Source organism: Citrobacter sp. CK194 (assembly GCF_030333395.1).
Lineage (GTDB): Bacteria > Pseudomonadota > Gammaproteobacteria > Enterobacterales > Enterobacteriaceae > Citrobacter_B > Citrobacter_B koseri.
Genome location: NZ_JAOWGA010000018.1, coordinates 913,636 through 927,802 on the forward strand (window position 1 = coordinate 913,636; position 14,167 = coordinate 927,802).

General features: G+C 52.9%; 14 protein-coding genes and 1 other annotated feature. Of the genes, 6 read left to right on the plus strand and 8 right to left on the minus strand.

What is annotated here, in order from left to right:
• Window positions 1–29 precede the first annotated feature (29 nt).
• The gene (locus OGX80_RS16120; protein ID WP_233644145.1) at window positions 30–1,388 is read left to right on the plus strand and encodes a PepSY-associated TM helix domain-containing protein; all 1,359 of its coding nucleotides are present in this window, start codon (window positions 30–32) and stop codon (window positions 1,386–1,388) included.
• Between the two features lie 2 nt (window positions 1,389–1,390).
• Here the strand turns inward: OGX80_RS16120 and OGX80_RS16125 are convergent, their stop codons facing one another.
• From OGX80_RS16125 to OGX80_RS16140, 4 genes are all read right to left on the minus strand, one after another.
• On the minus strand, window positions 1,391–1,873 hold the full coding sequence (locus OGX80_RS16125) for an OmpA family protein (RefSeq protein ID WP_047461881.1): 483 nt from the start codon (window positions 1,871–1,873) through the stop codon (window positions 1,391–1,393).
• 13 nt (window positions 1,874–1,886) lie between these two features.
• Window positions 1,887–3,110: a diguanylate cyclase DgcN/YfiN gene (gene dgcN / locus OGX80_RS16130; protein ID WP_047461882.1), complete on the minus strand. Its 1,224-nt coding sequence runs from the start codon at window positions 3,108–3,110 to the stop codon at window positions 1,887–1,889.
• Window positions 3,103–3,621, minus strand: coding sequence for a regulatory sequestration protein YfiR (gene yfiR / locus OGX80_RS16135; protein WP_047461885.1), 519 nt, complete (start codon window positions 3,619–3,621; stop codon window positions 3,103–3,105). Before yfiR ends, dgcN begins: the two co-directional genes overlap by 8 nt.
• 157 nt (window positions 3,622–3,778) lie before the next feature.
• Window positions 3,779–4,153, minus strand: coding sequence for a DUF2799 domain-containing protein (locus OGX80_RS16140; RefSeq protein ID WP_115181271.1), 375 nt, complete (start codon window positions 4,151–4,153; stop codon window positions 3,779–3,781).
• A 215-nt stretch (window positions 4,154–4,368) separates the two neighbouring features.
• Here OGX80_RS16140 and aroF point away from each other — a divergent pair, with 215 nt between their 5' ends.
• Both aroF and tyrA read left to right on the plus strand, forming a co-directional pair.
• Window positions 4,369–5,439 (plus strand): 3-deoxy-7-phosphoheptulonate synthase AroF, encoded by a 1,071-nt coding sequence (aroF, locus tag OGX80_RS16145; RefSeq protein WP_047461890.1) that lies wholly within the window; start codon window positions 4,369–4,371, stop codon window positions 5,437–5,439.
• Between the two features lie 10 nt (window positions 5,440–5,449).
• The gene (tyrA, locus tag OGX80_RS16150) at window positions 5,450–6,571 is read left to right on the plus strand and encodes a bifunctional chorismate mutase/prephenate dehydrogenase (RefSeq protein ID WP_047461893.1); all 1,122 of its coding nucleotides are present in this window, start codon (window positions 5,450–5,452) and stop codon (window positions 6,569–6,571) included.
• A gap of 101 nt (window positions 6,572–6,672) precedes the next feature.
• Here the strand turns inward: tyrA and pheA are convergent, their stop codons facing one another.
• The 4 genes from pheA to bamD all read right to left on the minus strand — a co-directional run bounded on the left by pheA (window position 6,673) and on the right by bamD (window position 9,429).
• The gene (gene pheA / locus OGX80_RS16155; RefSeq protein ID WP_047461896.1) at window positions 6,673–7,833 is read right to left on the minus strand and encodes a bifunctional chorismate mutase/prephenate dehydratase; all 1,161 of its coding nucleotides are present in this window, start codon (window positions 7,831–7,833) and stop codon (window positions 6,673–6,675) included.
• 22 nt (window positions 7,834–7,855) lie between these two features.
• Window positions 7,856–7,980 (minus strand) — a sequence feature (Phe leader region).
• Window positions 7,932–7,979, minus strand: a complete 48-nt coding sequence (gene pheL / locus OGX80_RS16160; protein ID WP_101706155.1) for a pheA operon leader peptide PheL — start codon at window positions 7,977–7,979, stop codon at window positions 7,932–7,934. Its footprint overlaps the feature before it by 48 nt.
• Before the next feature lie 102 nt (window positions 7,981–8,082).
• Window positions 8,083–8,421, minus strand: coding sequence for a ribosome-associated translation inhibitor RaiA (gene raiA / locus OGX80_RS16165; protein WP_024130845.1), 339 nt, complete (start codon window positions 8,419–8,421; stop codon window positions 8,083–8,085).
• 270 nt (window positions 8,422–8,691) lie between these two features.
• On the minus strand, window positions 8,692–9,429 hold the full coding sequence (gene bamD, locus OGX80_RS16170) for an outer membrane protein assembly factor BamD (protein WP_012134683.1): 738 nt from the start codon (window positions 9,427–9,429) through the stop codon (window positions 8,692–8,694).
• 131 nt (window positions 9,430–9,560) lie between these two features.
• On the opposite strand from bamD, the gene rluD reads away from it, so the two are divergent.
• From rluD to clpB, 3 genes are all read left to right on the plus strand, one after another.
• Window positions 9,561–10,541, plus strand: a complete 981-nt coding sequence (rluD, locus tag OGX80_RS16175) for a 23S rRNA pseudouridine(1911/1915/1917) synthase RluD (protein ID WP_049011862.1) — start codon at window positions 9,561–9,563, stop codon at window positions 10,539–10,541.
• Window positions 10,538–11,269, plus strand: coding sequence for a purine nucleoside phosphorylase YfiH (gene yfiH / locus OGX80_RS16180; RefSeq protein ID WP_115181272.1), 732 nt, complete (start codon window positions 10,538–10,540; stop codon window positions 11,267–11,269). Before rluD ends, yfiH begins: the two co-directional genes overlap by 4 nt.
• A 129-nt stretch (window positions 11,270–11,398) precedes the next feature.
• Entirely contained in the window at window positions 11,399–13,972 is a 2,574-nt protein-coding gene (gene clpB, locus OGX80_RS16185; RefSeq protein ID WP_024130844.1) for an ATP-dependent chaperone ClpB, read from the plus strand.
• Window positions 13,973–14,167: the final 195 nt, after the last annotated feature.

Sequence of the window (14,167 nt, forward strand, 5' to 3'; positions counted from 1 at the left end):
ACACATGTGTGCTTTCTCTGAGGAAAAGTATGACAACCTGCACTCCGCGCGCGGCATGGATAACCCTGCTGCGACGTTTTCATTTCTACACAGGTCTGTTTGTCGGGCCATTTATCTTTGTGGCGGCCTTAACCGGTACGCTCTACGTTGCGACGCCGCAACTGGAAGAGGCGCTCTATGCACCGGCGCTACAGGGCACAGGGCAAGGAGAGCGGCAACCGCTGGCGGCGCAAATCGCCGTTGCCCAACAGGTGACGGGAGGGCATTTACGACTGCATGCCGTTCGTCCCGCTCTTGAAGAGGGCGCAACGACGCGGGTGATGTTTGCCGACCCCGGACTTGCCGCTTCCGAGAACCGGGCGATTTTCATCGATCCAGTGACGCTGACGGTGAAAGGCGATATGACGGTCTATGGCACCAGTGGCATTTTGCCCCTGCGTCAGTGGATTGATTATGCTCACCGCTCTTTGTTATTGGGGGATATCGGGCGAATTTACAGCGAGCTGGCGGCCTCCTGGATGTGGGTTGCGGCGACTGGCGGCATCATGCTCTGGTATTTCACCCGACCAAAACGTCGGCTGAATAATCGGGTGCAAAATAACCGGCGTTTACACGTAATGCTGGGGTGGTTACTGCTGGCGGGGATGCTGCTGTTCTCGGCAACCGGTTTAACCTGGTCCCAGTGGGCCGGAGGCAACGTGGATAAAATGCGTGCGGCTTTTGGTTGGCTGACGCCGCAGGTGAATACGCAGCTTTATGGCGACGAACACCCTGCTGATGAACATGCCGATCATCATGCCGGGCAGGAAATGCCGGTTATGCATATGGATGTCAGCCAGTTTGATGCGGTTCTGCATACGGCGCAGGCGGCGGGAATTGATGCTAAAAAGCTGGAGATTCGTCCGGCCAAAGATGCGCAACATGGCTGGACGGTAACTGAAATTGATCGTCGCTGGCCGACACAGGTTGATGCGGTATCAGTAGACGCCGCAACCCTGCATGTTATCGACCGGACGCATTTTGCTGACTTTCCGCTTATGGCAAAGCTGACGCGCTGGGGCGTCGATTTCCATATGGGCATACTGTTTGGTCTGCCAAATCAGTTACTGCTGATCGCCTTCGGCATCGGGCTTTGCCTGATGATTATTATCGGCTACCGTCTGTGGTGGATTCGCCGACCGGCCAGGTCAGGCGTTAACCCGGCGCAAACGCTGATGCAGTGTTGGCTTACGTTAGGTTGGCCGGGAAGGTGCGGGGTTCTGGTGCTGGCTGCCGCCCTGGGGATGGCGATGCCGGTGCTGGGAGGCAGTCTGCTGGTATTTATCGTTATCGACTGGCTGCGCTGGTTCAGCACGTCTCGCGCCGCCCTTGCGCAGCCAGTTGACTAACATTACGGCGTGCTGATGACGACGGCAACGCGGCGGTTTTCAGCACGACCTTTCGCGCTCTGATTGCTGGCGACCGGGTGTTTTTTACCTAAACCCTGTGTCGTCAGATTGCCGCGTGGGATGTTGGCACCTTCGGCCCAGGCGTCAGCAACCACATTGGCGCGCTTGAGCGACAATGCCTCGTTATAACTGTCTTCGCCGTAGTTGTCAGTATGGCCATCCATACGGGCATGTTTCAGCCCGGTGGCTGCCAGCCTGGAGGCCATCTCACGGATTTGCTGCTGGCTTTCCGGGCGTAACTTATAGTCGTTTTTATCAAATAAAATGTTGTCAGACAGCCCCAGAGACCAGTCGCCTGCTGATTCAGTAAATCCATAGGATTTCATTGCCGCAACTTGTTCGGGCGTAAATTTCCCCTGCGGCGTCTGGCAACCCGCCAGAATCAACGCTATCAGAATGATCGGGGAGAAAAGTCGCTTTAGCATATATCTATTCCTGTTATTTAATTGAACGTTCAGAACGCTGATGTTTGGCCTGATACATATTACGATCGGCCAACTCTTGTAATTTTTCTGCGGAAGCATGTTCCCACGTCAGCGCGAAACCAATACTCAGCGTCATACTCGCCAGATGCCCGTTATGCAGATCAAAGGGGCGATTAAATTCTTGCGATAATGCCGAACAAATGCGTTTAACTTCGTACTCCGAATGCACGTTGTAAAGCACCATGGCGAATTCATCTCCGCCAAGTCGATATGGCTGGTGGTGATTGCCGCCAAACTCCGCCAGTCGCCGGGCGACCTCGATCAAAACGCGATCTCCTGCGGCATGCCCCCATGTATCGTTAATGAATTTGAAGTTATCGCCGTCCAGAAATAGCAGCGCCGAACAGCTACGGGCGGAGCTGTCGTTCATCAACTCGGTTATGCTGTTACGAAAGGCGGCACGATTAGCAAGACCAGTAAGGGGGTCGTGCAGCGCGGTACGCAAAAGCTGGGCGTTTTTAGCCTGTAGCCGCAGTTGCCACTCTTCCATCTCATCCAGCAGGCTGTTGAAATCCTGAGCAAAAAGATGGAACTCTTCAATGCGTTCCTCAGAAACGCGACGTGAAAAGTTACGGTTCGTGCGTACATCATGTACCACATCGGTGATGTTTTGCAGCGCGTCCACCACGCCATTATGCAAATAACGCGTGAGCATTAACGCAATGCCGGATGCGAGCAAAATACACCCGGTAAGAACCGCCAGCGAGAGCCAGATAAAATGACCAATCAAGCTGTCGCGCGCGGTCAGGCAGACCTCGCCGATAATTTTGCCATTGTGCCAGACGGGCTGAGTCACCGGCAGCGGGAAAAGCCACTGGCTGATCAGGCCATTGAGCTTATCGTCCGACGCTTGTACGTCATAGTACCAGGAGGCGATCACCTTCTGGTTTTTATCGCGAACCTCTGCGGCCGAGAACTGCCCCTGGCGCCCCAGCGCGGCCAGCGTTTCTGTCGCGGCGACGCCATCGGAAAACACCAATGCGGCCTCAAGACTATGGGTCATTGTCGCGGCAGTCAGATCCAGATTTTTTTGCGCATATTGTTTCAGCGTCAGGACAGAGGCGACGCAAAGCAGCAGCCAGATCAGCAGCATGGTGACCAGTACGCTGATCATGTTGATCCGGCGTAATGTACGCTTAAAGGTCGGGCGCGTTGTAGGGAAAAAATCCTTATCCATGCTTTTGATTCCGTGCAAGCATCAATACGTCGGGGTTCACTCTTACGCCACTGCGTGACAGGGAATCCAGATTTACGGAAAATCTGACTTCATCATTGTTTATGATCAGACAAAATGCGCTGCCAATAATGCATTCAGTATTTTGTTCGGCAATTAATAACAATGCCTTAGACGGATATTTATTCGTTAATTCTACCTGATACGCCGGAGATTCACTGCCGAAATAAAAGCCATCGCAACGGGCTGTCAGAGCTTCCTGCTCCGTGCGGATGATGACGGGCAGATAAGGTAATGACCTGGCGCTGTTGTCGTTCAGCACATCGGCAAAACGAGACGAGGCGAAAATACATAGCCGTGGAGGGCCAGATAATGCAGGCCAGCGTGTATAGCTGACGATACCGGAAACGATTGAGCGTACAGATTTCGCTTCTTCTGTGATGCCCTGAGCATACAGTGGTAATCCTGCCAGTAATAGCGTTAGCAGGAGTATGAGTCGGTGAGAAAAGCTCATAAACAGGTGCCCACCAGCGTCAGTCAAAAAGCATCAAAATACATCCGTGATTGTTTGCAGCAAAATAACATTATTTTGCCTGTCAGTCATTACACCATGCCGATTAATGGTATTTCCTTAAGTTAAATCCCATACTTATTTATTGGTAAGGTCTTAATTAATTTAGCCGCATTGAGCGAACACCTTCGTCTGCGCCTTTTTGCCAGGTATCATGCAATTGACGGGCGTTTTCAACCGTGTCGCAACTGGCGGGAAATGTTTTCCCGGCCAGTCCTCGGGCGTGGACAAAGTTTAACTGGCAGGTTTTTCGCTGGCCTTCGGCGTAGCCCTTAAGATATTGCGTTCGCTCCACGTCAGGATCGTTCCAGGCGTCAGCTAGTGTTTCGTTATCTTTGACGGCAACGCCTGAAATCGCATCTTCGATACCGGCGCTATACCAGTCGGTCGCGGTCCAGGTGGGAGCATGCGTGTAAGGATCGATCTGACATCCGCTGATGAATAAAACAAATAAGGCGCCTGCGAAACGCTTCATTGCCTGTTCTCCTGTGTTTTTCAAAGCATAGTGGATGCGCAAATATAATGATGTAAATTTTTATGTACGATTTGAATGGCGTTAATTGCGAGATAAATGGTTTGTGTAAAGTAAAATTTACGGAATGTGGATTGAAATCTTTACCGATTATGTTATCGTTACGCCATCCTCTGTGAGGATCATTTATCGCAAACGAGCTAAACAGGATCGCCATCATGCAAAAAGACGCGCTGAACAACGTACACATTACCGACGAACAGGTTCTGATGACCCCGGAACAACTCAAAGCGGCGTTCCCGCTGAGTTTGTCGCAAGAGGCGCAAATCGCCCAGTCACGTAAAACAATTTCTGACATCATCGCCGGTCGCGATCCGCGTCTGCTGGTGGTGTGCGGCCCTTGTTCTATCCACGATCCTGAAACCGCTCTGGAATACGCACGTCGATTTAAAACTCTTGCCGCAGAGGTCAGCGATAGCCTCTACCTGGTAATGCGCGTCTATTTTGAAAAACCCCGCACCACTGTCGGCTGGAAAGGGTTGATTAACGATCCTCATATGGATGGCTCGTTTGATGTGGAAACCGGCCTGAAGATTGCGCGTCAACTTCTGGTGGAACTGGTGAACATGGGCTTGCCGCTGGCGACGGAAGCGTTAGATCCAAACAGCCCGCAATACCTGGGCGATCTGTTTAGCTGGTCGGCAATCGGCGCGCGTACGACCGAATCCCAAACCCACCGTGAAATGGCCTCTGGCCTTTCCATGCCCGTTGGCTTTAAAAACGGGACGGATGGCAGCCTGGCGACGGCGATTAACGCCATGCGTGCCGCTGCTCAGTCACACCGTTTTGTCGGTATCAACCAGGCGGGGCAGGTCGCTCTGCTGCAAACGCAGGGCAACCCGGATGGCCATGTCATTCTGCGCGGTGGGAAAGCGCCAAACTACAGCCCGGCAGATGTCGCGCAGTGTGAAAAAGAGATGGAACAGGCAGGACTCCGCCCGTCTCTGATGGTAGATTGCAGCCATGGTAACTCGAATAAAGATTACCGTCGCCAGCCTGCCGTGGCAGAGTCTGTGGTCGCGCAGATCAAAGACGGCAACCGTTCCATTATTGGCTTGATGATTGAAAGTAATATTCACGAAGGCAACCAGTCCTCCGAGCAACCGCGCAGTGAAATGAAATACGGCGTGTCTGTTACGGATGCGTGTATCAGTTGGGAAGCCACGGATGCACTGCTGCGTGAAATTCATCAGGACCTGAACGGCCAACTGGTGGCGCGTGTAGCATAAGAGGTTGGTTATGGTTGCTGAGTTGACCGCGTTACGCGATCAAATAGATGAAGTGGATAAGGCGCTGCTGGATTTACTGGCTAAGCGCCTGGAGCTGGTGGCCGAAGTCGGTGAAGTGAAAAGCCGCTTTGGGCTGCCGATTTACGTGCCTGAGCGTGAAGCGTCTATGCTGGCTTCGCGCCGTGCGGAGGCGGAAGCGCTTGGCGTTCCTCCTGATCTGATTGAAGACGTCTTGCGTCGGGTGATGCGTGAGTCTTACTCCAGTGAGAATGACAAAGGGTTTAAGACGCTTTGTCCTTCTCTGCGCCCGGTGGTTATCGTCGGCGGCGGCGGTCAGATGGGCCGTTTGTTTGAAAAAATGCTCACGCTGTCGGGATACCAGGTACGCATACTTGAGCAACAGGACTGGGGACGGGCGCAGGAGATCGTGGCCGATGCCGGGATGGTGATCGTAAGTGTGCCGATTCATATCACGGAGCAGGTGATCGCGAAATTACCGCGTTTGCCTGCGGACTGTATTCTGGTCGATCTTGCATCGGTTAAAAACGGACCGCTACAGGCGATGATGGCGGCGCACGATGGCCCGGTACTGGGCTTACACCCGATGTTTGGCCCGGACAGCGGCAGTCTGGCAAAGCAGGTGGTTGTCTGGTGCGATGGCCGTCAGCCGGAGGCGTATCAGTGGTTCCTTGAGCAAATTCAGGTGTGGGGCGCGCGGCTGCATCGGATTAGCGCCGTTGAGCACGATCAGAATATGGCGTTTATTCAGGCGCTGCGTCACTTTGCGACGTTCGCTTACGGTTTGCACCTGGCGGAAGAGAATGTCCAGCTGGAACAACTGCTGGCGCTGTCGTCACCGATTTACCGTCTCGAACTGGCGATGGTTGGGCGACTGTTTGCGCAGGACCCGCAGCTGTATGCCGATATTATTATGTCGTCGGAAAATAACCTGGCGCTGATCAAACGCTACTATAAACGTTTTGGCGACGCGATTGGTTTGCTGGAGCAGGGCGACAAGCAGGCCTTTATCGACAGTTTCCGCAAGGTTGAGCATTGGTTTGGTGATTACGCCAAACGCTTCCAGAACGAAAGTCGCACGCTGTTACGCCAGGCGAACGATAGCCGACAATAAGTGAGATGCCTGATGGCGACGCTGGTGCGTCTTATCCGGCCTACAAAATTGCATGAATCGTAGGCCGGATAAGCGTAGCGCCATCCGGCATTATCAAACAGTTAGTTCGGATCGACAGGCACAACGTTCTCGCTGGGGTAGCAGCCCAGTACCTTCATTGAGCGGGTAATTTCCCCCAACTCTTTCAGCGCTTTTTTCATCTCCGGTGATTCCAGGTTGGCCTGGATATCGAGATAAAACATCTCTTCCCACGGGTTGCCGTGAATCGGACGGGACTCCAGTTTGGTCATGATCAGGTTGTGATTGCGCAGCACCAGCAGCGCCTCAACCAGCGCACCTGCCTGTTGACCCGTGGCGATCAGCAGCGTGGTTTTCGCCGGGACCTGGTCGGAAACATTGACGGCTTTGCGCGCCAGCACCACGAAACGGGTAATATTCTGCGTCTGGTTGGCTTCGATTCGTTCCAGCACCTGTAGCCCATGCAGCACGCCACCGGCTTCGCTACCCAGTGCCGCCACGCGTGGAGAGTTCGCCTGCGCCACTTTTTCCATCGCCGCAGAGGTGCTTTCAGTGTACTCAATCTTCCAGTGCGGATAGCGGTTAAGGAATTTACTGCACTGCTGGAACGGCTGCGGGTGGCTGTAGACCGTCTCAATGGTGTTTAAATCGGTCGTCCCTGAAACCAGCACGCAATGGTCGATGGTAATGGTCATCTCGCCCACGATAGAGAGGCTGGTGTGCTGCAACAGATCGTAGACGTCGTTGATCGCGCCTGAACTGGTGTTCTCAATCGGCACGACGGCGTAGTCCGCTTGCCCGGTTTCGACCTGATTAAAGATATCAGCGAATTTTGCGCAGCCGCTTTCAATAAACTGTTCAAAGTGGCGGGCGGCATACTGACGCGCAGCGAGGTGCGAGTACGACCCTTTTGGTCCAAGAAAGGCAATACGCGCTGAATGCGGGTTAATTTTGTTCAGATGTTGCTGCAACAGCGCCTGCTGGGTAAGGACGGAATCTTCAATGATGAGCTGGAACAGGCGAGTAATATAGTGCGCGTCCAGATGATGGGTTTTGCCAAGCGCGATCAGCCTGTCCAGCAGGTCGCGCTCGCGGTCGATATCACGCACCGGGCGATGAGAAAGCAGCTTCGCTTTCCCGACTTCAACGGCCAGTTCACGACGCTCCGCCAGTAAGGCCAGTAATTTTACATCCAGAGCGCTTATTTTCTCTCGCAGCGCCAGTAACGGGTTTTCCGATGTCATAGTGTTGCCTTTCTTGTTATCAATAAAAAAGGCCTCCCGTGTGGGAGGCCTTATTGTTCGTCTTCGCATTCTTTTTCACACGACGAAACGCCTCCCATTCAGGGGAAGGTAAAAAAGAATGCGAAGAAGAACGGGATAAGTTTCATGTCAGTTTCCTTGAGCGACTTCAGTAAAGTACCCGTACTGTTTTAATCCTGTCAACAAAAAACGCGCCCGAAGGCGCGTTGGCGATACACTCAATGTAAGGGACTACTCTTCTTCTGCTTCGACGAAGTTGGCGTCTTTTACTGAAGTTGTGGCACGACGGGCTTCGCCTTTGTGCTGCACTTTATTGAGCTGCCGTTCCAGCTTGTTGATCAAATCGTTAATGGCGGCGTACATATCTTCGTGTTTTGCGCTGGCGACCAGATGTCCGTTCGGGGTATTGATGGTGGCATCAGCGATGAAACCCTGTGGCTCCTTAGACAGAATGATATGTGGATTAATCAGGTGAGTTTGCCATTTTTCTAGTTTGGCGAGACGGTCTGCGACATGCTGGCGTATTGCCGGAGTAATTTCCATTTGTTTACTGGTAATGTTCATTGTCATAAATTTTACCTCTTGTCTTTCCCGTCTTGGTGATTCCAGCATACCGTTCCCAATGTCAAAAAGCGTGATTTAAATCACATTATTTTGTCACTTTTTGTCAAGGAAGCCTTTTTGTGAGTTATCGCAGGAACAACGGATTTTTTACTTGAGGAATAGCTGAAAGGGGGCCATATTTGACGGGATGCGTTGTACTGAAACCGCTTCAGCAACAGCGTAAAATGGATAAAAAAACGGCAGCCTTCGGGCTGCCGTTTTGCGTTCAGTACGCAATCAGGTGTTGCGACCATTGGCGGCGATAATTTTCGCCACTTTGTCAGCCTGAGTCGTCATCTGCATCTGACGATAAGCGTTTTCCATCAGCGGCAGAGCGTCGCGCGTCGCCTGCGTATCCGGGAAGTCGCGCAGCATACCTTCCACACGGTTTACCACGGCAACCCATGCGCCGCGAGCGGTGTAGTAGTCGGCAACGGAGTATTCATACTTCGCCAGACGATCTTTCAGGAAGACCAGACGTTTGGTGGCGTCGGTCGTGTACTGGCTGTTCGGATAGCTACGCACCAGCTTTGAGAAATCATTGAATGCAGCTCGGGCGTGCTGCGGATCGCGATCGCTACGATCGACGCCGAAGAAACCTTGCAGCGCGCTGTCATCCAGCGCCATATTGGTCAGACCGCGCATATACATGACATAATCAATATTCGGGTGCGTCGGATTGAGGCGAATAAAACGATCGATGGCGGCCTGAGCTAACGGCAGATCGGCGTTTTTGTAGTAGGCGTAGATCAGATCCAACTGCACCTGCTGAGAATACGGTCCAAATGGATAACGGTTATCCAACGCTTCCAATTGCGTTATTGCCTGTTTCCAGTTACCGTCCTGCAGCTTTTGCTGGGCAGTCGCGTAGATTTCGTTAGGCGGATTATCGGGCACCTCTTCCTTTGAACCAGAGCAACCCGCCAAAAACAGGCTCAACGTGGCTGCTGCCACCAGATATTTCATGCGCGTCATGACGTTTTGACTTTCCTCAAAATGTTTTACGGGAGATTCTCTGTTCCTGCTCCCGGTTAAGACCAGCTACAATAGCACACTATATTAAACGGCAAAGCCGTAAAACCCAACGTTAAACGAAGAAGCTGTATATGGCACAACGAGTACAACTCACCGCAACGGTATCCGAAAACCAACTCGGTCAACGCTTAGATCAGGCTTTGGCCGAAATGTTCCCGGATTATTCACGTTCGCGCATAAAAGAATGGATTCTCGATCGGCGCGTGCTGGTCAACGGTAAACTTTGCGATAAACCGAAAGAAAAAGTATTGGGCGGCGAACAGGTTTCCATTAACGCGGAAATCGACGAAGAGCTCCGCTTTGAGCCGCAGGATATCCCGCTGGATATCGTCTACGAAGATGACGATATCCTTGTCATCAACAAACCGCGCGATTTAGTGGTTCACCCTGGCGCCGGTAATCCCGATGGTACGGTACTGAACGCGCTGTTGCATTACTACCCGCCGATTGCTGACGTACCGCGCGCGGGTATTGTGCATCGTCTGGATAAAGACACCACAGGTCTGATGGTGGTGGCGAAAACGGTTCCGGCGCAAACGCGACTGGTGGAGTCTTTGCAACTGCGTGAAATCACCCGTGAGTATGAAGCGGTCGCGATCGGACATATGACGGCGGGCGGTACGGTAGATGAACCGATCAGCCGTCACCCGACCAAACGAACCCATATGTCAGTGCATCCAATGGGGAAACCGGCGGTGACTCACTACCGCATCATGGAACATTTCCGTGTGCATACGCGTCTGCGGTTGCGTCTGGAAACCGGACGTACGCACCAGATCCGCGTGCACATGGCGCATATCACGCATCCGCTGGTGGGCGATCAGGTGTATGGCGGTCGTCCGCGTCCACCGAAGGGGGCATCGGAAGCGTTTATCTCCACGTTGCGTCAGTTTGATCGCCAGGCGCTGCACGCGACGATGCTGCGTCTTTACCATCCGATTTCCGGTATTGAAATGGAGTGGCATGCGCCGATTCCGCAGGATATGGTGGAGCTGATTGACGTGATGCGCGCTGACTTTGAAGAACATAAGGATGATGTAGACTGGCTATGAGTAAGCTAATTGTTCCGCAGTGGCCAATCCCGGAGGGGGTTGCAGCCTGTAGTTCTGTACGTACAGGCGGTGTCAGCTTATCGCCTTACGATTCTCTGAACCTGGGCGCCCATTGCGGCGATAACCCGGAACATGTGGAAGAGAATCGCAAGAGACTCTTTGCTGCGGGCAATTTGCCGTCAAAACCCGTCTGGCTTGAACAGGTGCATGGCAAGGACGTGCTGAAACTCACCGGCGAGCCTTATGCATCCAAACGTGCGGATGCGTCGTACAGCAATACCCCCGGCACCGTTTGCGCGGTGATGACGGCGGACTGTTTGCCCGTGTTGTTTTGTAATCGCGCGGGAACGGAAGTGGCGGCGGCTCATGCGGGCTGGCGCGGATTATGTGAAGGTGTGCTGGAAGAGACGGTCGCCTGCTTTGCCGATAAACCTGAAAACATTATCGCCTGGCTGGGTCCGGCTATTGGCCCTGCTGCTTTTGAAGTGGGGGCTGAAGTGCGTGACGCGTTTATCGCAAAAGATGCGAAGGCGAGCAGCGCATTTCAGGTGCGCGGCGAAAAATATCTGGCGGATATTTATCAGCTTGCGCGTCAACGTCTGGCGAATGTGGGAGTTGAAAGCGTCTATGGCGGCGATCGCTGTACTTACAGCGAAAGTGAGACTTTCTTCTCTTATCGTCGCGACAAGATCACAGGTCGTATGGCAAGTTTTATTTGGCTGATATAACCTAAAGAATCAAGACGATCCGGTACGTGTAATTTTCTTTTCACATAATTCAGGTCATTCACCTTGAATAATTGAGGGATGACCTCATTTAATCTCCAGTAGCAATTTTGACCTGTTATGGGAGGAGTTATGCGTCTGGATCGTCTTACTAATAAATTCCAGCTTGCTCTTGCCGATGCCCAGTCGCTTGCACTGGGGCACGACAACCAATTCATCGAACCTCTTCATTTAATGAGCGCCTTACTGAATCAGGAAGGGGGATCGGTACGTCCTTTATTAACGTCCGCTGGCATTAATGCTGGCCAGTTACGCACGAGTATTGATCAGGCGCTGAGCCGTTTGCCGCAGGTGGAAGGCACCGGCGGCGACGTACAGCCGTCTCAGGATCTGGTGCGTGTACTGAATCTTTGCGACAAGCTGGCGCAAAAACGTGGGGACAACTTTATTTCGTCGGAACTGTTCGTTCTGGCTGCGCTTGAGTCTCGCGGCACGCTGACCGACCTACTGAAATCGGCCGGGGCGACCACCGCCAATATCACTCAGGCAGTTGAACAAATGCGCGGAGGTGAAAGCGTGAACGATCAAGGGGCTGAAGACCAACGTCAGGCCTTGCAAAAATATACCGTCGACCTGACCGAGCGCGCGGAGCAGGGCAAGCTCGATCCGGTGATTGGTCGTGATGAAGAAATTCGCCGTACCATTCAGGTACTGCAACGCCGTACTAAAAACAACCCGGTATTAATTGGTGAACCGGGGGTCGGTAAAACGGCGATTGTCGAAGGGCTGGCGCAGCGAATCATTAATGGCGAAGTGCCGGAAGGGCTGAAAGGCCGTCGCGTACTGGCGCTGGATATGGGCGCGCTGGTGGCCGGGGCGAAGTATCGCGGTGAGTTTGAAGAGCGTCTGAAAGGCGTGCTGAACGATCTCGCCAAACAGGAAGGCAACGTCATCCTGTTTATCGATGAATTACACACGATGGTCGGCGCGGGTAAAGCCGATGGCGCAATGGATGCCGGAAACATGCTGAAACCGGCGCTGGCGCGTGGGGAACTGCACTGTGTGGGCGCCACAACGCTGGACGAATATCGCCAGTACATCGAAAAAGATGCGGCGCTGGAACGTCGTTTCCAGAAAGTGTTCGTCGCGGAACCGTCTGTGGAAGATACCATCGCTATTCTGCGTGGTCTTAAAGAACGTTATGAGCTGCACCACCATGTGCAGATTACTGACCCGGCGATTGTGGCGGCGGCAACCTTATCTCACCGCTACATTTCCGATCGCCAGTTGCCGGATAAAGCCATCGACCTGATCGATGAAGCGGCATCCAGCATCCGTATGCAGATTGACTCCAAGCCGGAAGAACTGGACAGGCTCGACCGCCGTATTATTCAGCTCAAGCTGGAACAGCAGGCGTTAATGAAAGAGTCTGATGAGGCGAGCAAAAAACGCCTCGATATGCTCAACGAGGAACTGGATGACAAAGAACGCCAGTACTCTGAATTAGAAGAAGAGTGGAAAGCAGAGAAAGCCTCTCTGTCCGGTACGCAGACCATTAAGGCCGAACTGGAGCAGGCGAAGATCGCCATCGAACAGGCGCGTCGTGTGGGCGATCTGGCGCGGATGTCTGAACTTCAGTACGGCAAGATCCCTGAGCTGGAAAAACAGCTGGAAGCAGCGACTCAATCTGAAGGTAAAACCATGCGTCTGTTACGCAATAAAGTGACGGATGCGGAAATTGCTGAAGTGCTGGCGCGGTGGACGGGGATTCCGGTTGCCAGAATGCTTGAAGGCGAACGTGAAAAACTGCTGCGTATGGAGCAGGAATTACACAGCCGCGTGATTGGGCAGAACGAGGCCGTTGAAGCGGTATCGAATGCCATTCGCCGTAGCCGTGCGGGACTGGCCGACCCGAATCGTCCAATTGGTTCGTTCCTGTTCCTTGGGCCGACCGGGGTGGGTAAAACCGAACTGTGCAAGGCGCTGGCAAACTTTATGTTTGATAGCGATGACGCGATGGTGCGTATCGACATGTCTGAGTTCATGGAAAAACACTCCGTGTCTCGTCTGGTTGGCGCGCCTCCGGGATATGTGGGTTATGAAGAGGGCGGTTATCTGACGGAAGCGGTACGTCGTCGTCCTTATTCCGTCATACTGCTGGACGAAGTTGAGAAAGCGCATCCTGATGTATTCAACATTCTGTTGCAGGTGTTGGATGATGGCCGTCTGACGGACGGGCAAGGGAGAACGGTCGACTTCCGCAACACGGTTGTCATTATGACCTCAAACCTCGGTTCCGATCTGATCCAGGAGCGTTTCGGTGAGCTGGATTACGGCCATATGAAAGAACTGGTGCTTGGTGTGGTCAGCCACAACTTCCGCCCGGAATTCATTAACCGTATAGATGAGGTCGTGGTATTCCATCCGTTGGGTGAAAAACATATCGCTTCTATTGCACAGATCCAGTTGCAGCGTCTGTACAAACGTCTGGAAGAGCGCGGGTATGAAATCCATATCTCTGATGATGCGCTGAAATTGCTGAGCGCGAATGGTTACGATCCGGTTTACGGGGCGCGTCCATTGAAACGTGCAATTCAGCAGCAGATTGAAAACCCGCTGGCGCAGCAAATCTTGTCTGGTGAGCTGATTCCGGGTAAAGCGATTCGTCTGGAGGCGAATGACGATCGCATTGTGGCAGTGCAGTAAGTCACAAATAATAAAAAACGGGCCCATTCGGGCTCGTTTTTGTTTAAAAACCAGGCAAAAATAAAAGGGTGATATGCAAAACGTCCAAAAAACGAACGGTTGATAAGTTTTTTCTAATTTCCCCTTGTCAGGCCGGAATAACTCCCTATAATGCGCCTCCACTGACACGGAACAACGGCACACAGGCCGCCGGGT